This is a genomic window from Exiguobacterium sp. 9-2, from assembly GCF_036287235.1.
GTDB lineage: Bacteria > Bacillota > Bacilli > Exiguobacteriales > Exiguobacteriaceae > Exiguobacterium_A.
Window position 1 is genome coordinate 1,753,977 of sequence record NZ_CP142850.1, and the last position, 21,719, is coordinate 1,775,695.

Annotated in this window: 22 protein-coding genes and 1 tRNA gene; 3 read left to right on the forward strand and 20 right to left on the reverse strand. The window is 45.8% G+C overall.

Annotation, left to right across the window (positions count from 1 at the left end; genetic code table 11):
• Genes VJ374_RS09375 through mnhG form a run of 3 tightly spaced genes read left to right on the forward strand, consistent with a single transcriptional unit; the run spans position 1 to position 1,119 of the window.
• A complete protein-coding gene (locus VJ374_RS09375; protein WP_290751004.1) occupies positions 1 to 477 on the forward strand; it encodes a Na+/H+ antiporter subunit E in 477 nt (158 codons plus the stop codon).
• 47 nt (positions 478 to 524) lie between these two features.
• Complete coding sequence (locus VJ374_RS09380) at positions 525 to 761, forward strand: Na(+)/H(+) antiporter subunit F1 (protein WP_369792030.1); 237 nt, start codon at positions 525 to 527, stop codon at positions 759 to 761.
• Positions 745 to 1,119: a monovalent cation/H(+) antiporter subunit G gene (gene mnhG, locus VJ374_RS09385; protein ID WP_035407423.1), complete on the forward strand. Its 375-nt coding sequence runs from the start codon at positions 745 to 747 to the stop codon at positions 1,117 to 1,119. Before VJ374_RS09380 ends, mnhG begins: the two co-directional genes overlap by 17 nt.
• Before the next feature lie 54 nt (positions 1,120 to 1,173).
• On the opposite strand, the gene VJ374_RS09390 is transcribed toward mnhG, so the two are convergent.
• The 20 genes from VJ374_RS09390 to VJ374_RS09485 all read right to left on the reverse strand — a co-directional run bounded on the left by VJ374_RS09390 (position 1,174) and on the right by VJ374_RS09485 (position 21,632).
• Positions 1,174 to 1,617: an Rrf2 family transcriptional regulator gene (locus VJ374_RS09390; RefSeq protein ID WP_035407421.1), complete on the reverse strand. Its 444-nt coding sequence runs from the start codon at positions 1,615 to 1,617 to the stop codon at positions 1,174 to 1,176.
• 220 nt (positions 1,618 to 1,837) lie between these two features.
• Positions 1,838 to 2,743 (reverse strand): glycerophosphodiester phosphodiesterase, encoded by a 906-nt coding sequence (locus tag VJ374_RS09395; protein WP_374120238.1) that lies wholly within the window; start codon positions 2,741 to 2,743, stop codon positions 1,838 to 1,840.
• Between the two features lie 156 nt (positions 2,744 to 2,899).
• The gene (odhB, locus tag VJ374_RS09400) at positions 2,900 to 4,156 is read right to left on the reverse strand and encodes a 2-oxoglutarate dehydrogenase complex dihydrolipoyllysine-residue succinyltransferase (RefSeq protein ID WP_329468672.1); all 1,257 of its coding nucleotides are present in this window, start codon (positions 4,154 to 4,156) and stop codon (positions 2,900 to 2,902) included.
• Between the two features lie 35 nt (positions 4,157 to 4,191).
• Positions 4,192 to 7,032 carry a 2-oxoglutarate dehydrogenase E1 component gene (locus VJ374_RS09405; RefSeq protein ID WP_290786597.1) on the reverse strand — a complete coding sequence of 947 codons (2,841 nt, stop codon included), beginning with the start codon at positions 7,030 to 7,032 and terminating at the stop codon, positions 4,192 to 4,194.
• A gap of 313 nt (positions 7,033 to 7,345) precedes the next feature.
• The gene (locus VJ374_RS09410; RefSeq protein ID WP_035407405.1) at positions 7,346 to 8,074 is read right to left on the reverse strand and encodes an amino acid ABC transporter ATP-binding protein; all 729 of its coding nucleotides are present in this window, start codon (positions 8,072 to 8,074) and stop codon (positions 7,346 to 7,348) included.
• Positions 8,071 to 8,715 (reverse strand): amino acid ABC transporter permease, encoded by a 645-nt coding sequence (locus VJ374_RS09415; protein ID WP_035407403.1) that lies wholly within the window; start codon positions 8,713 to 8,715, stop codon positions 8,071 to 8,073. Before VJ374_RS09415 ends, VJ374_RS09410 begins: the two co-directional genes overlap by 4 nt.
• Positions 8,716 to 8,746: 31 nt before the next feature.
• Positions 8,747 to 9,514 (reverse strand): transporter substrate-binding domain-containing protein, encoded by a 768-nt coding sequence (locus tag VJ374_RS09420; protein WP_035407400.1) that lies wholly within the window; start codon positions 9,512 to 9,514, stop codon positions 8,747 to 8,749.
• A gap of 202 nt (positions 9,515 to 9,716) precedes the next feature.
• Positions 9,717 to 9,800: transfer RNA gene (locus VJ374_RS09425), tRNA-Leu, on the reverse strand.
• Between the two features lie 42 nt (positions 9,801 to 9,842).
• On the reverse strand, positions 9,843 to 10,775 hold the full coding sequence (locus VJ374_RS09430) for an alpha/beta hydrolase (protein ID WP_329468675.1): 933 nt from the start codon (positions 10,773 to 10,775) through the stop codon (positions 9,843 to 9,845).
• Positions 10,776 to 10,796: 21 nt separating this feature from the next.
• Positions 10,797 to 11,138 (reverse strand): hypothetical protein, encoded by a 342-nt coding sequence (locus VJ374_RS09435; RefSeq protein ID WP_329468677.1) that lies wholly within the window; start codon positions 11,136 to 11,138, stop codon positions 10,797 to 10,799.
• Positions 11,139 to 11,153: 15 nt separating this feature from the next.
• Complete coding sequence (locus VJ374_RS09440; protein WP_290774884.1) at positions 11,154 to 12,164, reverse strand: S66 family peptidase; 1,011 nt, start codon at positions 12,162 to 12,164, stop codon at positions 11,154 to 11,156.
• Between the two features lie 187 nt (positions 12,165 to 12,351).
• Positions 12,352 to 12,714 carry a DUF779 domain-containing protein gene (locus VJ374_RS09445; RefSeq protein ID WP_023468555.1) on the reverse strand — a complete coding sequence of 121 codons (363 nt, stop codon included), beginning with the start codon at positions 12,712 to 12,714 and terminating at the stop codon, positions 12,352 to 12,354.
• 22 nt (positions 12,715 to 12,736) lie between these two features.
• Positions 12,737 to 14,257 (reverse strand): aldehyde dehydrogenase, encoded by a 1,521-nt coding sequence (gene adh / locus VJ374_RS09450; RefSeq protein ID WP_329468685.1) that lies wholly within the window; start codon positions 14,255 to 14,257, stop codon positions 12,737 to 12,739.
• 197 nt (positions 14,258 to 14,454) lie between these two features.
• Positions 14,455 to 14,979 carry a TraR/DksA C4-type zinc finger protein gene (locus VJ374_RS09455; protein WP_035407390.1) on the reverse strand — a complete coding sequence of 175 codons (525 nt, stop codon included), beginning with the start codon at positions 14,977 to 14,979 and terminating at the stop codon, positions 14,455 to 14,457.
• A 68-nt stretch (positions 14,980 to 15,047) separates the two neighbouring features.
• Entirely contained in the window at positions 15,048 to 15,830 is a 783-nt protein-coding gene (locus VJ374_RS09460; RefSeq protein WP_308101700.1) for a hypothetical protein, read from the reverse strand.
• A 261-nt stretch (positions 15,831 to 16,091) separates the two neighbouring features.
• Complete coding sequence (locus tag VJ374_RS09465) at positions 16,092 to 17,234, reverse strand: mannitol-1-phosphate 5-dehydrogenase (protein ID WP_329468689.1); 1,143 nt, start codon at positions 17,232 to 17,234, stop codon at positions 16,092 to 16,094.
• A gap of 2 nt (positions 17,235 to 17,236) precedes the next feature.
• Positions 17,237 to 17,674, reverse strand: a complete 438-nt coding sequence (locus VJ374_RS09470) for a PTS mannitol transporter subunit IIA (RefSeq protein WP_231884652.1) — start codon at positions 17,672 to 17,674, stop codon at positions 17,237 to 17,239.
• A 34-nt stretch (positions 17,675 to 17,708) separates the two neighbouring features.
• Entirely contained in the window at positions 17,709 to 19,139 is a 1,431-nt protein-coding gene (locus VJ374_RS09475) for a PTS mannitol transporter subunit IIBC (protein ID WP_329468693.1), read from the reverse strand.
• A gap of 194 nt (positions 19,140 to 19,333) precedes the next feature.
• Positions 19,334 to 21,346, reverse strand: coding sequence for a BglG family transcription antiterminator (locus tag VJ374_RS09480; RefSeq protein WP_035407379.1), 2,013 nt, complete (start codon positions 21,344 to 21,346; stop codon positions 19,334 to 19,336).
• A complete protein-coding gene (locus VJ374_RS09485) occupies positions 21,339 to 21,632 on the reverse strand; it encodes a PTS sugar transporter subunit IIB (RefSeq protein WP_290751047.1) in 294 nt (97 codons plus the stop codon). The genes VJ374_RS09480 and VJ374_RS09485 overlap by 8 nt, the downstream gene beginning before the upstream one ends.
• Positions 21,633 to 21,719 lie beyond the last annotated feature (87 nt).

Here is a 21,719-nt window from a genome sequence, read left to right on the forward strand (position 1 = left end):
ATGGCATTTCAAGTCTTGCTCAACTTATTTCTTGCTTTCTTGTGGATGTTTCTTGCGAATAATTTCTCGGCCTCCGGTTTCGCCATCGGCTATGCATTAGGTCTGATTGCGATGTTCGCTTTCCGTCGCGGCTTTAAGGGTCGTTTTTATCTCGGACCTGTCGTCGCACTCGTCTTGTTGTTTTTCCGCTTTCTCTATGAACTTGTCGTAGCGAACATCGATGTCCTTAAAATCATTTTAAAGCCGAAGTTAGATATTCAGCCTGGTATCTTTGCCTATGAGACGGAACTCGATCAACCGTGGCAAGTCACATTGTTATCGATGCTGATTACCTTGACACCTGGAACACTTGTCGTCGATATCTCGGACGATAATAAGATACTCTATATTCATGCGCTTCATATGCCAGAAGTCGACGAAGCCGTAGCATCGATTCGCGATAGTTTTGAGAAAGCCATTCTGGAGGTGAGTCGGTGATGTTCGATATTTTTATCTATATCGCACTCGGGGGTGTCTTCCTCTCGATGCTCGGTCTATTCTACCGTGTCATTAAAGGTCCAAGTGTTGCGGATCGAGTCATTGCGCTGGATTCGATTGGTATCAGCTTGATTTCGATTGTCGGTCTTGTCTCAATCATCTTACGGACGAGCGACTACCTCGAAGTCATTCTTTTGATTGGTATCCTTGCCTTCATCGGTACGGTTGCCTTTTCAAAATATATCGAGAAAGGAGAGATCATCGAACGTGATCGCAATCAATGAATGGATCGTCGCGGTCTTTGCCTTGCTCGGTATGGGATTTAGTCTCGTTACCGCGCTCGGTTTGATCCGCTTACCCGATGTCTATACGCGTGCGCATGCCGCATCTAAAAGTGCGACATTAGGCGTCATGTCGATTTTGATCGGCGTCATTATTTATTTCGTCACTGAAGATGGATTTTTCTCCTCTCGTGTCGTGCTTGGTATCCTATTCGTACTCATCACGGCACCGATTGGTGGACATTTAATTGCGCGTGCTGCTTACTATAGCGACGTGCCATTATGGAAATCGTCTGTCCGTGACGACCTGTCTAAGAATAAAGAACATGTGGAACCGAAGAAACGCCAAGATGACATGTGAGTATATCGACATGACAAAACCCTCGCTTCCGCTTACGGAAACGAGGGTTTTTGATTAGGAACGCTGTAAGGGTGAAGCAGCAAATAAGAGCGCCAACTCATCACGATTATCAAGCAACTCTTCTAGTGTATGCTGTTCCAGTTCTCGGATAAAGGCTCGCAATGCTCGCCCAAGCACACCTTTTAATCGACACCCCGGTTCGATGACACAATGACCGTTGCTTCCGAAACATTCAACGATATCCATCGGTTCCATTTCACGAACGACTTTTCCGATGTTAATGTCCTTTGGATCACGAATCAAACGGAGTCCCCCTGAGCGACCTCTCGTTGATTCGACATATCCAAGTTTCGCTAACTGTTGTGTCACTTTCATTAAATGGTTGGATGAGATGCCATAATGCTGGGCAATCTGCGGCATTGGTGTGATAACATCCCGGTGCACACCGAGATACATCAACACGCGTAAACCATAATCCGTATACTGTGTAATTCTCACAATCCTCACTCCATTCCTTCCCAAAACTGCACTGTTATCGTAACATGAAACACTCTAACGACTACATAGTTTTGTCTCACTATTCATCTCATAATTCGAATTTGTCATCATGCTCTACACAGATTACGTAAGGAAGGAAATATTGGATTTAAAATACGAGTTTTTATCAAAAAAGAGCAATTCCTTATTTCGCATTCGAAACGAGGAATCACTCTTTGAATTATTTTGAAATTTTTTTGGACGATTCTTTAATGACTGCATTAAAGCGATCCGCGTAGTTCGTGAAGACACCTGTAACACCATAGTCAAGCAAGCGAACCATTTCGACTTTTTCATTTACTGTATACGGATGCAACAGCAAGCCCTGTTGACGAATTGCTTTAACATTTTCACGTGTCAATGCTTTATATGAAGGACCGACTCCAACTGCGTACTTACGGATTTCCTTTAATTTCGTGTCGGTTAAGGAAGACACCTCCTTTGCTTCCATCAATTGAATCAACGGGACTTTTGAATCGATGGATCTGACTTTTTGAAGACTTTCTGCACTAAACGACTGAATCAAGACTTGTCCTGATTTCACACGATCACTAGACAATCCGTTCCGTTTCAATAAATCGAGTAATTTCTTTTCCATTCCTGGATATACTTCAGGGGACTTCGTCTCAATGTAGTAATTCGCATGTTTCCCGTACTTATTCACGACTTCTTGGAGTGTAGGAACTTTTAATCCTACATATGATTTTTTAGCGAGTGTTGGATTTGCTTTATTAAACCAACTACCCGCATCAAGTTTCTTGATTTGAGCTAATGTCTTCTCTTTGACAGCACCCGTTCCGTTCGTCGTCCGATCGACGGTTTCGTCATGCATCGCAATCAAATGACCGTCTTTTGTCATCTGTAAATCAATTTCGATGTAATCTGCTTTAAATTTCTTATGTCCCATTTCGTAAGCTGGCATCGTATGCTCCGGCGCATAACCTGAAGCTCCACGATGAGCAACGTTAATGATTCGATTTGAATCGAGTAACGATTTGCCTTTTGATTGTGCACCGACATCTTCTGTCGGAAGTCCTGTACTTAATACGGCTCCCGCTACCATCGTCAATCCGATTTGTTTCAGCATCATCTATTCCTCCTTGAAATATTCTTACAACACTTATCTTAAATTATTTGTATGAAGATGATATAGAGAAGCTGTTAACGTCATTTCTTGATTTGATGACAAAACGATATCATTCCATAGAAAAAAGACCCGCATCTAAAACGGGTCTTTTAATGATTACGCTTCGAAAATCAATGACTCTGGATCTTCAAGAAGATCTTTAATGTGTTTCAGGAACGTAACAGCTTCTTTTCCATCCACGATCCGGTGATCGTAAGAGAGAGCAACATACATCATCGGACGATTTTCCATGCGTTCTGCATCAATGGCAATAGGGCGCAGGTTGATTGCGTGCATGCCGAGAATCGCGACTTGTGGACCGTTTAAGATCGGCGTCGACATGAGTGAACCGAACGTACCACCATTCGTGATTGTGAACGTACCACCCGTTAAGTCAGATAGACCAAGTTTATTATCACGCGCTTTGACCGCTAATTGAATGATGTCCTTTTCAATTTCAGCGAAGTTCTTTTTGTCCGCATCACGAACGACTGGAACAACGAGACCGTCTGGTGCTGAGACGGCAATGCCGATATCATAGAATTTCTTCAGGACGATTTCATCGCCTTGAATCTCAGCATTCAAGTATGGCATCTTTTTGAGTGCTGCGACTGCTGCTTTCGTAAAGAATGACATGAAGCCGAGTTTAACTTCGTTTTCTTTAACGAACTTTTCTTGACGGCGTTTACGGAGCGCCATGACAGCAGACATATCGATTTCATTGAATGTCGTCAACATCGCTGCCGTTTGTTGAACTTCAACAAGACGATTCGCAATCGTCTTCCGGCGACGTGACATCTTGATTCGCTCTTCTGGTTTCCCAGGAGCAGCCGCTTGAGCTGGTGTCGGCGCAGCAGGCTTCGTAGAAGCAGGTTTTGCTTGTTCACGTGGCGCTACTTCAAACGTCGCGACATCTTGGACACGGATCCGACCAAGTGGATCTTGCGTCGCCACTTGTGCTAAATCAATTCCTTTTTCACGAGCCAATTTACGGGCAGCAGGTGAAGCAATCGGACGATCTGCAACGGATGTACTTTCCGTCGCTGCTGCAGCCACTGGTTGTTCCGCTTTTTCTTCTGCTTTTGGTGTCTCTTTTGGAGTTTCTTGTGCTGTTTCTGTTGCAGCCGGTTTTGAAGCTTCGCCACCAGCAGAGATGACAGCAATCGTTTCCCCGACGCGGACTGTATCTCCCTCAGCAGCCATTACTTCCGTTAACGTACCCGCTTCATCTGACGGTACTTCGATGTTGACCTTATCTGTCTCGAGCTCAACGATGGCTTCCCCTTTTTCCACGTGATCACCTGGTTGTTTTAACCAAGATGCCACCGTTCCTTCAGTAATTGATTCGGCAAGTTCTGGTACTTTGATTTCCATCGTATTCTCCCCCTATGACTCGTTTCTATCTTACGTTATGATGTGTGATTCGATACGTGTGATGGTGCTGTTGGTGTAGAAGCCGTTGCTGTGAGCGCATCATTGATGATACGTGCTTGCTCTACTTTATGACCTGCCGGGTCACCTTCTGCTGTACTTGAACGGCGACGACGACCAATGTAACGAACATTTTGAATTCCGTTCGGTGCGACTGTTTCAAGCCGTGGTTCCATAAAGGACCACGCCCCCATGTTTTTCGGTTCTTCTTGCACCCAGACCATCTCTTCGACGGATTCATAGCGCGCAATGACTTCTTGTAAGGCTTTCGCTGGGAACGGATACAGTTCCTCAACCCGGACGATTTGTAACCAGTCGAGATTCTCCTCTGATTTCGAGACCGCTTCCGCTAAATCAATTGCCATCTTACCAGAACAGAACACAAGACGTTTGACACGATCTGGTGCTTCTCCAAGTCCCGCTTGTTCAATGACACGACGGAAACTACCCTCCGTCAATTCAGAGACGTCAGATGTCGCAAGCGGATGACGCAAGAGACTCTTTGGTGTCATGACCACGAGCGGTCTAACTTCCTCTTTTCCGAGGATTGCTGCTTGTCGACGCAACAAATGGAAGTACTGCGCAGCACTCGATACGTTCGCAACTGTCCAGTTCTTCTCACCGGATAACGTCAAGAAGCGCTCTAAACGACCACTCGAGTGTTCTGGTCCTTGTCCTTCATAGCCGTGCGGAAGCAACATAACGAGACCTGACGTTTGTCCCCATTTGGCTCGGCTCGCAGAAATAAACTGGTCAAAGATGACTTGACCTGAGTTTGCGAAGTCTCCGTATTGCGCTTCCCATAAGACAAGCGTTTCTGGTGCAAAGACATTATAGCCGTATTCAAAGCCAAGAACACCCGCCTCAGAGAGTGGACTGTTATAGACCGAGAACGAAGCTGTTGCCGTTGATAAAGCATGAAGTGGCGAGAATCCTTCTCCCGTTTTCACATCATGAAGATTGATATTCCGTTGTGCAAACGTTCCCCGTTCAGAATCTTGCCCGCTCAATCGGATTGGTGTTCCATCCGAGAGAATTGAAGCGAATGCCAATGTTTCGGCATGTCCCCAGTCAATCCCGTTCTTCGTCGAGAATGCATCTGTCCGGCGCTTCAGGACTTTCTCAAGTTTATGGAACACTTGGAAGCCATCTGGCCACTGCAACAATTCTTCATTGTATGCAGTTAATGTTTCGATCGCTACTCCTGTTTCGATCGTCGGAACGCCTTTAAAGACGACGTCCGGCATGACCCCACCATACTCTTTCTCTACATTTGGGACTTTTTCTCGAGCCGCCTTCATGTGATCATTGATTGACGTCTCAATCGATTGAATTTCCTCAGCTGTCGCATCCCCGTTCGCGACAAGCGTCTTTCCGTACAAGACACGAATCGGATCATGCTTATGGATCAAATCGTATAAGACCGGGTTTGTATTCATCGGTTCATCCATTTCGTTGTGTCCAAAACGACGATATCCGATTAAATCGATCATGACGTCTTTCTTGAATGTTGCACGGTACTCGCTCGCGAGTAGCGCAACAGCGAGACAGCTTTCAGGTTCATCGGCGTTGACGTGGAAGACTGGAATCTCATACCCTTTAGCCAGGTCACTCGAGTAACGCGTCGAACGCGAATCTGTCGGTTCCGTCGTGAAGCCGATCGTATTGTTCGCGATGATGTGAATCGTTCCGCCTGTGTTATATCCTTTGAGGTTTGCTAAATTCAAGGTTTCAGCAACGATTCCTTGACCTGGGAACGCTGCATCCCCGTGAATCAGGATCGCAGCAGCGGCTGCCTGCTCTTGACGTGGTGCGCCTTTTTGGGTCCGGTCATCTTGTGCCGCACGCGTGAAGCCCTCGACGACTGGGTCGACGAACTCTAAGTGCGACGGATTGTTCGCGAGCGTCATCCGGATGTCACGTGTCTTTTGCTCGAGTTTCCGGTTTAGTCCGAGGTGATACTTCACGTCGCCCGTCCAACCGTATGTGATACCGATTGATCCTTCAGACGGTACGAGATCATGATTTGGTGCATGCTGGAACTCAGCAAAGATCATTTCATATGGTTTACCGAGTACATGAGCTAAAACATTTAATCGTCCACGGTGCGCCATTCCGATATTGATCGTCTCCGAGCCGTTCGAAATGAGGTGTCCGACGATCGTATCGAGCAATGGCACCATCGCATCGAGCCCTTCGATCGAGAATCGTTTTTGACCGACATATGTTTTGTGCAGATATTTTTCGAAAAGGTCCGTTTCAGCCAAGCGTTTGAACAATTGTTTCTTTTGCTCAGCATCAAGCGTCGCCGTCAAAGCACCTTGTTCGATTTTTTGACGGAGCCATTTCTTTTCCTCTAAGTCATCAACATGCTGGAACTCAACAGCCGCTGCTCCCGTGTATTGCGCTTTCAAGTGCTCGATGCCTTCAAATGCATCTTGAACACCCGCTGGCGGCTCAGGACAGACGAGTGAAACCGGCATTTTCCGAAGATCTGCCTCTGTCAGTCCAAACTGATTTAGTTCGAATAATCCTGTTTCTCGCGGATGGTCCTTCAGCGGATAGATATCCGCCGCAAGATGTCCTTTTGCACGAATTTGTTCCGCTAAACGATTCGCCGCAAGATATTTTTCGAAATCTCCCGTCTCGACTTGCATCGGTACTACTGGTTCCGTCACAGGTGCACCATGCTCTTCGAAATAAGTACGTGTCTCCTCATCGACGGATGTTTTGTCTTCTAAAAAACGCTCGTACAATTCAATGATGTAGCCAAGGTTTGGTCCATAAAATGCTTGTTGATCTTGCTCGTGGCCTGCCATGTACGGTTCCCCCCGTTTCTATATTTCTCCCCTCACATTTAGCATCGGCTAAATGTGTTTCCAGCCCTCTACCTGTTAGCGCTTTCAAAAGAAATTGGATGAATGATGCGCTAAAACGTCATGAGAAGGAACGAACGTGCCATTCTTCCATGAAAGTGCCTTCGTTACTATATTACTACTCTTTTCCTGCGTGTGCATTTCGAATTCCCAAATTCTCTCGCTTAAATGTATAAGTTTTTCTTATGAGCGCTTAGCCAGTAATTTATGAATAAGCAAAAAACCGGCGTATCTGCATTTAGATACGCCGGTTTAATCATAAAACTTTACTGAGGAACGATTGCGTCCGTTCATGCTGTGGAGAATCAAAGAGCGCTTGTGGCACATTCTCTTCGACGACATACCCACCATCCATAAACAACACGCGGTCTCCGACTTCACGAGCAAATCCCATCTCATGGGTCACGACGACCATCGTCATCCCTTCGAGAGCAAGTTGTTTCATGACGGCAAGCACGTCCCCGACCATTTCCGGGTCAAGCGCTGACGTTGGCTCGTCAAACAACATGATTTTCGGATTCATCGCGAGCGCTCGGGCAATTGCGACCCGTTGCTTTTGACCCCCGGATAATTCGCCTGGATAATTATTCGCTTTTTCCCGTAACCCAACTTTATCGAGTAATTCCAAAGCTCGCTTTTTCGCCTGGTCCTTATCCGATTTACGTACTTTAATCGGTGCGAGCGTGACGTTCTCAAGCACGGTCTTATGCGGGAAGAGATTAAAATGCTGAAAGACCATTCCAACCTCTTCCCGAACTTTGTTGATATCGACCTTCGGATTTGTGATGTCGAAATCATCGATGATGACCGTTCCACCCGTAATCTCTTCCAGTCGATTCAAACAGCGTAAAAACGTACTTTTCCCAGATCCCGACGGACCAATGACACACACAACTTCTTTTTCGGCTATCGAGACGTTAATGTCTTTTAAGACTTCGTTCGAGCCGAATGATTTCTTTAGATTCTTCACTTCAATGATACTCATCGTAATGTAAACCTCCGTTCCAAGAACTTCGCCACTAATGACAAGAGATAAATGATGACGAAGTACATCAATCCGACGACAGACCAAACGATGAATGGCTCAAACGTCGTCGATTGCTGAACTTGACCTTGTTGCGTCAAATCAGCGATGCCGATGATCGATAACAACGATGTATCTTTTAAACTGATGATCGATTGATTCGTAATCGTTGGTAACATCCGTCGGAATGCTTGCGGTAAAATGATTTGAACCATCGTTTGACGTCCTGTCATCCCGAGTGAACGTGCGGCTTCTGTTTGTCCCTTATCAATCGACTGGATACCTGCTCGAATAATTTCCGCGAAATAAGCACCAGCATTGATCGCGACCGTCAGTATCCCTGCATACATCCGGTCCATCGATAACCACTCAAGCGAGTTGAGTCCAAAGTAGATGAAGAAAAGCTGAACGATGAACGGTGTACCACGAATGACATCGATATAGATGATCGCGATTGCGTTCAAAATCTTTAACGGTGACAACCGCATCAATGCGACGACTAAGCCAATCAGAAAGCCGACGATGACCGCAATGATGAAAATATACAATGTGACTTGAAGCCCTTCCAAGAAAAATGGAAATGCGGTTTTGACCACTTCCATTGGCTATCCCACTCCCTTATCGCCTTGCGACTTATTTCAGATACGTGTCAACGATTTTATCGTATTCACCGTTTTCTTTCAGATTCGCAAGTCCTTTGTTGATTTTCTTCAGCAGATCCTTATTCTCACCTTTTAAGACAGCGATCCCGTAGTTATCACCGTTGAGACGATCACCGACAAGTTTCAATCCAAGGTTTTGTTGTTTGTTTGCATATGAGATGACCGGATAATCTTCAATCAAGGCAGCTGCGTTACCGTTCTTTACTTCTTGGAACATCGCTGGACTGTCATTGAACTGTGTAACAGTGAAGCCAAGTTTATCCGCGTTGTCCGTTGCATATTTTGCACCCGTCGTTCCCTTTTTGACGGCTACTTTTTTCCCTTTAAGATCGTTAACGGATTTAATACCATTCTCATCTTTTTTGACGACTAAAATAAGACCAGCTTTGAAATATGGGTCTGAGAATGTGACGACTTTTTTCCGTTCTGGTGTAATACTCATACCGGCAATGGCAACGTCCAATTGGTTTGCTTGAAGTGCTGGAATGATACCGCTGAAATCCATTGCTTCAAATTTAATCTTGAAGTTTTGATCCTTAGCGATTGCTTTCATAAGATCGATGTCGATTCCTTTGTACGTGTCCCCGTCTTTGTACTCAAATGGTGGATACGTAACGTCGATACCAACTTTATACGTCTTTCCTTCTGAAGACCCTTCATCCTTCGAACCGATACTACATGCACCAAGTACGAGAATACAGCTCATCAAGAGCGCTAGCAAAATACTTCCTTTTTTCATGTTTGTTTCCCCTCTCCTATGTGTTAAAGATTGTCGACTCCACCTAGTACTTTCCCTGAAGAGTACCCTCTTTAAAACGTATTTTACCAGAAAAGTTCTAAAAAGATAAACATTTCTGAATTTTTATTCGATGCAACCGTTTTCTATTCATTATCAAAAAAGGAGGCAACCCCTTGATGGGATTGCCTCCTTCAATCATTTATGCCGCCGAGAGGACTTGAACCTCCACGGTGTTGCCACCACTAGATTCTGAGTCTAGCGCGTCTACCAGTTCCGCCACGACGACGTTGATTTATGATATTAATATAGCGGGTAACGAACTGAGTTGTCAATCATTTCGCAAGATGTTCCGGACGAACTTCTCAACGACGTCATCATACAATGCCGGATCCTCGAAATATGCCATAGCGTGTGCGGCATTCGGAATGACGACCAGTTCCTTTTCCGTTGGACAGGCTTCGTACAGCTCATACACCATATCTGTCGGTACGAACGTATCCGCACCACCATGGATGAAGAGAATCGGAACCTGTGCCTTTTTGACCTGTTTCAGCGCTGATGCTTCACGGAACGTATAACCTGCCTTTAGCTTCGTCAATACGCTGGTCATCCCTAAAAACGGGAAGTGTGGTAGTCGATACATCCGCTTCATCTGATACGCAAGAACAGCATTGACGGACGTATAGGCACAATCAGAAATGATTCCTTTGATTTGTGGTGGAAGTTGTTCGCCACTCGTCATCAATACGGTCGCCCCTCCCATCGACACACCATGTAAGAACAGTTTCGCATCCTGTCCAATCCGTTCAATCAGATATTTCGACCAACTGAGACAATCTTCACGATCATGCCATCCGAATCCGATATAATGACCGTCACTCATTCCGTGTCCTCGATTATCGGGCATCATGACATGGAAACCGGCCTGATGGTACAGATAGGCGAATCCGGCTAAATCCGTTCCGACGCCTCCGTATCCATGCACGAGAATGACAATCCGGTCTGACGGAACAGGAGACGGGAGGAAATGTCCGCGTAACGTTAAACCATCTTTTGCTTCAATCTCGATCCGCTCGAGCGGCTGCTCCTTGATCCATGTCTGTCCAGGTTGCATCAACCGGACCATCTCATCACTCAAATCCCGATTATTCGATAAGAACGGCTTCGGATTCGTGGCGATTGCCATCTCATAAAAATAATAACTCGCTGCTACTAATCCGGATCCGATGACTCCGATTCCAATTTTTGTTCTGCGACGCATCTGCCCCACTCCTTCTTTCCGTTATAGCTCGATCTTCAGTTGAGCAGCATGGTCATTCTCTTCATCCTGCAAGACTTGTTGACGTAATCGTTGTTCCTGTTGCTGACGCCGGTAGGCAAACTCTTGGACAAGCTCTGTACCCGTGAATCCATCTTCTACGAGTTCACTCAATAAATCCGTTTCTGTCTCGACGACTTCCCCCGGACGACGCATGACGAGAACATCTCCGACTTGTGCAATCAGCAATTCATCTTCTAGACGAAGTGCATCGTAAAACGGTTCCGGTAACGTCATTCGACGTGTTTCCGGGTTAATATGGACGCGTTTGTAAACGCCTAATGCTTGAAACTTACGACGTGCCATTGCGTGCTCTCCTTTTTAGTTGAACGTAAGATCGATTCGTGAATCTTTTCCTTGAATACGAACCGTACCCGTCGCTCCATTGATTAACGTTAACTGTGGTGGCTGATGACCGATGTCAAGATCATATAAGACTGGTAAGCCCGTTTCATCGGCTAGATAGTGATACACGTCTAGCCATGTCAGATCTTCTGTAATCCTTGCAGACGTACGGCCAAATAAAAAGCCAGCCGCATGGTCGAACCACCCAGCATACGCCATTTGTCGAAGCGTCCGATGCACCTCGGCAGAACTCGCTTCAGACACCTCGAAGTACCAGAGAATCGGTTCTCCGTTGATCTCTTCATGTTGGAAGCGCTTCACATCTCCGTACGGTGTCCCAATCAGATGGCGAATCGTCTCCAGACAACCCCCAAGTAACCGTCCGGTCACTTCTGTTCGCTCATCAAGTGCTTTCCATTCTGTCGCTTCCGTCAGCTGAAATAACGAACCTGCTGGACGTTCTTCGTCTGTCCACGCGGTTTGATAACGATCGGAAGCCCACTGTGTGACGGTTTCTCCAGATGGCGTCGCGAGAACCCGTCGCCAGGCACTTGTCGTCTCGTCCCATTCTTTACTCCGAAGCTCAACGAAGTTCGGACCATGTGCTGTCGCAATTCCCGTCTGAAGCGTCAAACTGAGCAATAACGTACTGATATCGGAATAGCCAAGCAACCATTTTGTTTGGTAAGTAGCTAACGTCAACTCGGGTAAAAGATCAATGGCGCGTTCCCCACCAAATGGCGGGATAACAGCATCAATCGTCTCATCCGTCATCATGTGATTGAATTCTTCGGCGCGTTGTTTGACCGGTGCACTCTCAGCAAGTTGATGCGACCAAATCGTTTCACCTAAACGGACGTTCATTTGCCGTGCTTGTACCTGTTCAACTGCTCGTTCGACCCATTCCTGTTGCTGTTCACGTAATCCGGAGGAGGGCGCCGTCACTCCGATCGTGTGACCTGTCCAACCTAAAAATGGATATTTCATGGTGACCCCCTATAATGTCATAGTGTGAAAAAATCTTCTCGTCAAAATATGAGTTCATTATACCGTTCTTATGCCGCATTACCAACTTTTATCCTGTTAGAACGCTGTAATACGAACAAAAACACGATTCTGTACAAGCGACCTGAATGAACAAGTCGCCTAGACAAAATCGCGTTTATATCCTTCATTAACTTGATGCTGATAGTTCAGCGTATTCCTCTTGCGTGAACGCACGGGAGCGTGTCAAAAAACGTTTCCCTTCGACACCCTCAAGAGAGAACATTCCGCCTCGACCATCCACGACATCAATGATGAGTTGGGTATGTTTCCAGTACTCATATTGATCTTCATGAATATAAAACGGGCAACCACCGATCTCTCCTAGTTTTTTATCCTGATCTCCCAGGAATAAATCGCCCTGCGCAAAACACATCGGGGAACTGCCATCGCAACAACCACCAGATTGATGAAACATCAACGGACCGTGTTTTTCTCTCAACTGGTCGATCAACTCAAGACAAGCTGCTGTCGCCTGAACACGTTCCACCATTTGCATCCACGTCCTTTCCGACTTAGAAGAAACCGAGTTTATTCGGGTTATAGCTAACGAGTAGGTTTTTCGTCCGTTGGTAATGGTTGAGCATCATCTTATGGTTCTCGCGTCCGATCCCTGACATTTTGTAACCACCAAACGCCGCGTGAGCTGGATATTGGTGATAACAGTTCGTCCAGACGCGCCCTGCTTCGATCGCACGACCAAACCGATAAGCACGGTTCATGTCACGTGTCCAGACGCCGGCACCAAGACCATATAACGTATCATTCGCAATTTCGAGTGCTTCTTCTTCCGTCTTGAATGTCGTGACCGATAGAACCGGTCCGAAAATTTCTTCCTGGAAGATGCGCATCTTATTGTGTCCTTTAAAGATCGTTGGTTGAATGTAATATCCATCTGCGAGATCTCCTTCGAGCATGTTGCGCTCTCCACCGATTAGACACTCTGCGCCTTCCGACTTACCGATTTCAAGATACGAAAGGATTTTCTCCATCTGTTCGTTCGAAGCTTGAGCACCCATCATGACGTCGGCATCAAGAGGATTTCCGATTTTGATGGCTTTGACGCGCTCTAAAACACGTTCCATGAACGGTTCGTAAATCGATTCTTGAATCAAGGCACGCGACGGACACGTACAGACTTCCCCTTGGTTCAACGCAAACATCAATAATCCTTCGATTGCTTTATCAAAGAATGCATCGTCTGCCTGCATGATATCTTCAAAGAAAATGTTCGGTGATTTCCCACCGAGTTCGAGTGTGACCGGGATCAAGTTCTGCGAAGCATACTGCATGATCAAACGTCCTGTCGTCGTCTCACCCGTAAAGGCGATTTTGGCGATTCGTTTGCTTGAGGCGAGCGGTTTCCCTGCCTCAAGACCGAATCCATTGACGATGTTGAGCACACCTGGTGGAAGTAAATCTTCGATGATCTCAACGAGTACCATGATGCTCGCTGGTGTTTGTTCTGCTGGTTTTAAGACAACACAGTTTCCTGCTGCGAGAGCTGGTGCTAATTTCCAGACAGCCATCAGGAGCGGGAAGTTCCACGGAATGATTTGACCGACGACGCCAAGTGGCTCATGGAAGTGATACGCAACCGTATCTTGATCGAGTTCGCCGACCGAACCTTCTTGTGCACGAATGACCCCAGCGAAATAACGGAAGTGGTCGATCGCGAGCGGTAAATCGGCGTTAAGTGTCTCACGAACGGCTTTTCCGTTCTCAAGTGTTTCCGCATAAGCGAGCATCTCGAGATTTTCTTCCATTCGATTGGCGATCTTATTTAAAATATTCGAACGTTCGGTTACAGATGTTTTTCCCCATGCTTCTTTTGCCGCATGTGCTGCGTCAAGAGCGAGTTCGATATCTTCCTTTGTAGAACGAGCGACTTGGCACAACACCTTACCAGTAACAGGTGTCACATTATCAAAATATTCTCCCCCGACTGGTGCCGTCCATTTTCCATTAATGTAGTTTTCATACCGTTCCTTGTACTGTACTTTTGACCCTTGCTTGTTCGGAATGTCATAAATCATGCGTTATTTCCTCCCTCAACTAAAATGGTCAAGCAGTGAGACGGATGCTTGTATGCGCTTACATTTTAATATAGGCTAAAAACAGTCCTCTCGATACCATCGTACCAAAATTATATGAAAAGTCAAAAAATTCTGGTAAATACCTGTGATATTTTTTCGAAAAAAAACATCTCCATTTTCGGGAGATGTTTTGCTGGTCAAGACCGTGTCGGATCGATTCCATCTTCTTGATCAGACGGTGTATCAGAACTACCAAAGTCACTCACTTTCGAGAATCCGTCCGTATCACCGTCGATGTCTTTCCCGCGAGCTGTGACAGATGGATCTAGTACATCTTCTTCGCTTGGTCGCGAATTCGGATCGTTCTCGTTTTGTTCTGCTTCTTCTTTTGCATGCTCAATGCATAATAGGGTTTCTGGAATGATATCAAGGCGTTCGATTTCAATCTCTTTTCCACAGACTTCGCAAATGCCATACGTTCCGTCCTCGATCGCTTTTAATGCGCGATCCACATCTGATAGCATATCCTCTTGCATATCCGTGATTGCTTGATCACGTTCCCGCAAGAACAATTCATCGCCAGAATCGGCAGGATGATTATCGTAACTCGACAATTCACCTTCATCGTAATCGGTATCGCGTTGTTCGATGTTTGATGTCGTCTTTTCTTTTTCCTTCAATAACCGTTGCTTAAATTCTTCCGTCTGTTGTTTAGATAACATGATTGTTCGACTCCCCTTCGTTAGAACCTCTGTTAAGAATGTAGCCTATTCGAAGAAGAATTAAACCATCACGAACACTTATAAGACCGAATTGATCCATGAAGATCACAGATAACCGTCATGCATTCATTCCCATCGTTAAAACAAATCTGATGTGATCGTCCATTCTTGGATGTCGTGATGTCATCAATCCACAGTTGCGAAGCATCTGCTGAAGACAGCATCGCGATTTTGTCGCGAATCATGAATAAATCAAACGGTAACAGATTCAAGGATTGAATCGTCAAACCATGTTTACGGAAGAGTGGATCAAGCTGATATTGCGAGAGACTGTACAAACACTTCTCGGCTCCACCAATCAACAACTGAATCGAATGGGAGGGTTCATGACTATCGATTCGCTCCTTATGCAGGATAATTCGTCCTCGAACACCAGACTCATTGAAAATTCGTTGCGTATCCTCTTGTGAAAGGCGTGGTCCACCTTCCTTAACCTTTAAGACGATGTGAGCGAATTCCGCGAAATCCGGTTTTCCGATTTCAAGCGCTGGGATATGACGAACTTCTTCACGTTCAATGATTTCAATCAAGTCACGCTCGACTTGGATGCTGACCGTATCTGTTGAAAAGACACGGACGTCGATCACGAATTGATCAAGTACCGCATTTACTTCGATCGTATACGTTAAATCTAGGTTTTTTTCTTGCTCAACCAACAATCGATTCAAGATAAGTTGATGCAATAAATGGACTGGTGTACGTGAAGAAAACTGACTCGAATAAATCAAATGCTTCGGTCCGGTTCCTTTTGTTGCTTTTGGTCGTGCTCCGTTTAATCTATATACATTCACTTTATAATTTAACATATGATCACCTTCTCTTACCTGAAAAATCGGAATAGAGATGTTCCGTTCATATAGCGTACAATGTATTTTAATCGCTAAATATTCGTTTTCGAATATTCCAAATTTAATATACAAATTGTAATCAAATTGTGATAGTAAGATTTTTAGAAACTGCTTTTTTCGTTGATACCAAGACATATTTAAATCGCAAACTAAAAACACCCTCCACAGATATGAAAGGTGTTCGGCTTACAGAGTTATTCATTCTTAAGCAATCGAATTGACTTGTTGTTGCATCGCTTCATAATGTTCAACGATCCGAGATCCAAGTGGATCCGTTGCTGACAGTTGTAGATATGCGTTCAGCGCATCTTCGATTCCATGTTTCGTAATATAAGCATTTAATTCTGAAGATTCTGAATCATTTGGATCGAAATAGGTTAGGGCTGCTGCGATCCCACGTGCTAATCCATCTGCTTCGATCCCACGCTCCATCAATTCCTTCGCTGGTTTGACAAGTCGGTCACTTGGACTCAATTTACGAATCGGTGAACGGGCGACACGAATGATTTCATCATGAATTCGCGGGTTTTCAAAGCGTTTCATATTCTTTTGGATGTACGCACTATGATCGACCGGATTAAAGCCGTACTTTTCAAGTAACAACCACCCTGTTTCGTAAAGTGCCGTCTGGACACCCCGACGGATGCGTGGATCCGTTAGACTTTCAGCGATCGTCTCTTTATGAAATAGTGCTCCGAGGTATGAAGCAATTGCATGTCCCGTGTTGACAGTGAACAGCTTCCGCTCGATGAACGGTTCGATATTCTCGACATAGGTGACGCCGTCGATCCGTGGATAGGCTTCCGGTAGTCCAGTCGTTTCGATCACCCATTCGAAGAATTCTTCCACTTCGACGTACAACGGATCTTCGTGATGCTGAAGTGGAACGATCCGATCAACTGCTGCATTTGGGAAATACCAATTCTCCGCTACCGGTTGATGTTTCGCCACCTCTGTTTGTAAGTGTTTTGACCCACCAATCATGTTTTCACACGCAATGACGTAGACAGGTGTCTGTTGATCCCGTTGACGTAACCCTTCCGCGATCAAAGGAGCTACTTTCGACAACAAGCTCGGTCCGACAGCTGTCGTGATTACATCTGCTTCACGAATCGCTGCAATGACCTGATCAGGTTCAGTTAAACTGTTGAGCGCCGTAACGCCGTCGACCCGTTCACGCCCTCCTCTTTCAGAGGCATAACCCACCTCATAGGTATGTCGTGCTTTTAATGCATCGACGACCGTCGTATTGACATCTACGAAACAGACTTCGTAACCCGTCTTGACAAGTTGTAAGCCGATGAAACCACGTCCGATGTTACCGGCACCAAAATGGATGGCTTTCATGGTTACACCTCCGCTGTCAATAAGGCGATGATTTCTTCTTTTGATGTCGCTGCCACGATACGCTCGACGTTCTCCTCATCGGAGCAAATGACCGCGATATTTGAGAGCAACTCGAGATGTTCGTCCCCGACGCCAGCGATACCGATGACGAGTCGTGCTTGTTCCGTTCCGAACGTTACGCCTTGCGGTACTTGTAGAATCGATAGTCCTGTTTTCTTGACTTGTGATTTAGCCGACTCTGTTCCGTGGGGAATTGCGACATGATTACCGATATAGACCGTTGATAAAGCGTGACGCTCTTGCATTGAATCGATATACCCCGCTTCGACATATCCGTGATCGACGAGGAGTTGACCGGCAGCCGTAATGGCTGCCGTCTCGTCTGCGAATTGTTGATCAAGTAATACAAGTTCCGGTGAAAGGTTCATTGTCGTTGTCATGTTTATTCCTCCTTGAATATCTCTATCTTTATTTTTAAGAAATCTTATTTCTTGCTGTTTCGATCTCATGAACAAGTTGATCATAATATCCGGCATTTAAGAAATTATCGACTGATCGGTGTTCTGCCGTTGGTACCTGTTCCTTCGCCCGCTCCGTCAAATCACGGTGCGTGATGATCAGTTCGGCGTTTTGCGGCAATTGACTGATCGACGTATTCGTTACCTTGATCGGTAAGCCCGCTTTATTGATCTTATTGCGAAGGACGGATGCTCCCATCGCACTCGATCCCATACCAGCGTCACAAGCGAAGATGATATGTTCGACTTCCGCAAGTGGTTTGGCATCAGCTGAAACGAGTGTCGAGGCAATCGATTGTTTTCCTTTCATCGCACTGACGTTCGCGCTCGCCTCTTCAAGCGACGTTTCTTTTGCCTTGCTAGTTTTTAGCAGGACAGTCGAGACAACAAATGTCACAGATGCTGAAACAAGTACACCTGCAATCAATCCGACGTAAGAACCGCGTGATGCCATTGCGAGGACCGCGATGATACTACCTGGTGAAGCGGGTGCGACTAATCCGACATCAAACAGGACGAAAGTGAGGATACCACTCATGCCACCTGCAATCATCGCAAGCAACAAGACTGGCTTCATCAAGACGTATGGGAAATAAATTTCGTGAATTCCACCGATGAATTGGATAAATGCTGCACCGGGTGCTGTCTTCTTCGCTGCACCAGAACCGAAGAACGAGTAAGCAAGTAACAATCCAAGACCTGGACCTGGGTTGGCTTCGAGTAAGAACAGAACTGATTTACCCGCCTCGTTTACTTGGTCGAGACCAAGCGGGCTTAAAATACCGTGGTTGATCGCATTATTTAAGAACAAGATTTTTGCCGGTTCGATGAACAAACTCGCTAATGGTAGCAAATGTGCGCTGACGATCGCACCAACTGCTGCGGCCATGATGTCGTCAAGACCTGTCATGAGTGGTCCGAATACTTTGAATCCACCGAGCATCAAAAAACCACCGATGATTCCGACTGAGAAGTTATTGACGAGCATCTCGAGACCTGGTTTGACTTTTCCTTCAATTAACTGATCGAACTTTTTGATGACGTATCCACCAAGTGGTCCCATGATCATGGCACCGAGGAACATCGGAATCTCTGTTCCGACGATAACCCCCATCGTCGCAAGCGTCCCGACAACGCCTCCCCTGACGTCATGCATTAATTTCCCGCCCGTGTATCCAATCAGCAACGGTAAGAGATAGGTGATTGTCGGACCGACAAGTTCACCGAGTTCCTTATTCGGTGCCCATCCAGTCGGGATGAAGAGTGCCGTGATGATCCCCCAAGCGATGAATGCACCGATGTTCGGCATGACCATACCGCTTAAAAAGCTACCGAACCGTTGAACTTGTACACGGATACCCCGTGCTCCATTTTGAGCTGTCGCCATTGCGTTAGCCTCCATTTCGTGTATGAGTTGATAAGATGATTGCTTTGCTATGCCCTTATTGTAAGATCATTGCAAGCGCTTACTCAATCTTTCCTAGTTCAGTCTTTGTCCAAGAAGTTGGACAGACTGGAAAGAAGCCTGCCTGATCTAAGAAAAAATCCCTGCCACTTCAAAGATCGAGTGACAGGGGTTTTTCAAGTATTGCCTAGGAATTGATCAATTACCGTTCGAAACGTTCGATTTAAAAGCAGACGAATTGCATGTTCCTCTCCGAACTCAAATTGATCCATTTGTTCGGGACTTTCAATGATTGCGGCACTAATCGAACTGAGTAATTCAAGCAGTTCGTTCGAGGTCTCTTCCGGTGCGACAAGGACAAGAAGCCGTTCGACGGATTGCAACTGTTGATCCATCCCGAGTAAGTCGATTGGTTCAGGCAATTCAAAAATGAGAAATCCTCCTCTTTGAATTGTCGCATCACGTCCGTGGAATAAAGCAAGCCGTGTTCCTGGAATACCAAGACCCGACATCTCATGACGACGCAACAATTGCGCCGAGAGTGAAACAGCTGATTTTGCTAATCCTTGATCGACCATTCGTGTGCTGATCTCAAATAATAACGATTCAATTCCATCGTCCACACGCTCCAACCGTTCCATTTGAAATCCGTTTGACACTTGAATCGACGATGCAACGAGCCGATGCAATTGCTCGAGATCGAGCCATTCTGTTTTCGTCTGCCGTGGTTCTGGTTGGAAGGATTTTGGTAAGGCAAGAATCAATTTTCGGATCCGTTCGACCTCATCCTGAGGGAGCAACGGGTTGACAAGAAGATGTGGTGGGCGGATGTCAGGCAACGGCACGGTCGATAAAACGAAGTCATACGATTCAATCGGTAACCGTTCAATGCCAAACAGCGACGAGTTATCGATATGTTCGAGTTCAGCAAATTCTTGCCGTAACCGATTCATCAATAACTTTGAAGAGCCGAGTCCAGCAGAGCAGACGACTAAAACGCGATATGGTAGTTTAGGTGTCGGTTTGCTGAGAACAGCCCCGAAATGCATGACCCAAAATGCTAAATCCACGTCTTCAAATGTCGCATCTGTGAAGATCGACAATGCTGCTTGTTTGACCGCATCGAACAGACGTGGATATTCCCGTTCAATTTGTTTGATGACATAGGACGGATTGACGCTATTTTGACGCGTATAGGATTGAATATGCGAAACGAGCCCCCGCTCCAAAGCATAATCTTTCGTAAAGTTCGTTCCATATAATAAAGAGACGTGTTCAATCAATCGTTTCACACGGAGGCGTGTGACGAGTTCTTCCGTATCTCCTGCGTCCGATTGAAAAAACGCGCGCAACTCTTCTGATAACCATTGACGTTCGGCAATCGACAATGTGTCAGGTAATCGCTCTTCGACGCGTTCCACCCATTTGAGAATTTCGACTGGGTACGCTTTTAACTCGTAACGCATCGGAAACTGATCTTTGCGCAACGCTTGTAAAGCTAAGCTGAGTGTGGCACGCATGATTTGTCGGTCATTGAGACGTCCTTCTTTCGTCAACGGTGCAATGACTGCATACGCTTGATTGATCATCTCAAGCCATGATGTTCGGTTCATTTGTAACAGATGGGGTAACTGATCGACATCTCCTTGCAACAACCGATAGAAAGCAAGAACATCCCATTGTGTAAAGATCAATGAGATCAATAAGCGTCGTTTGTTGATCTCTTCGCCGATGACTTCGGCACCAATGCCTTTTTTGCGCTTGATTTCAAGGTCATATTGCATAAACCACTCATCAATCCGCTCTAAATCCTGGCTGATCGTACTCGGTGCCACGTACATCGCATGGGCGATCGCCTGTAATTTGACCATCCCGTCTTCTTGCAGTAGCCGATACGCTAACTCGACTTGGCGATCCTCAGCAGTCGGTAATTGTTTGTGTGATAACAATAATTGGTCCCGTAGTACGTGTTTGGCTTCATCCGTTCCCTCAATCAACAGACCTCTACCGCGGACATATGTCAAACGTAACTCATGGTCTTCTAAAGACTGGGCAAGACGATCCCGTTCACGCTGAATCGTTCGTTCCGATGTCTCGAGCGTTTCCGCGATTTCTTGTATTTGAACAGGTTCCTCACGTGATAAGAGGAAAAATAAGATATCGTGTTCCCGTGGTGTGAATTCAGTCATGTAGCCTCACTCTTTTCCGCCAAGATTCGAGGATGACGTCATATGCAGTCGGATCCAGAATCCGATCGACTGGATGAACAGAACAATACGCTTTCCAGACGTGTCGATGGATAAGTTGTGCTTCTCCGACGATAAAAGATGCCTGATCAGGAAGATCTACGATTCGACATGTCTTGACGTCTGTCGTAATCCCACATTCAAGTAAGCGTTTTCTAAAAATCGTAGCCGCTATGACACTACTTGCCATTCCACTCTCGCATACGAAATAGATGATTTCTGGATTCATCCGTCATTCCTCCCCTTCATTTTATAAGAATATCAGAAATAGTTTCGGGGTTTTACCTTGAAACAAAATCAATAGTTATTTTTGAAC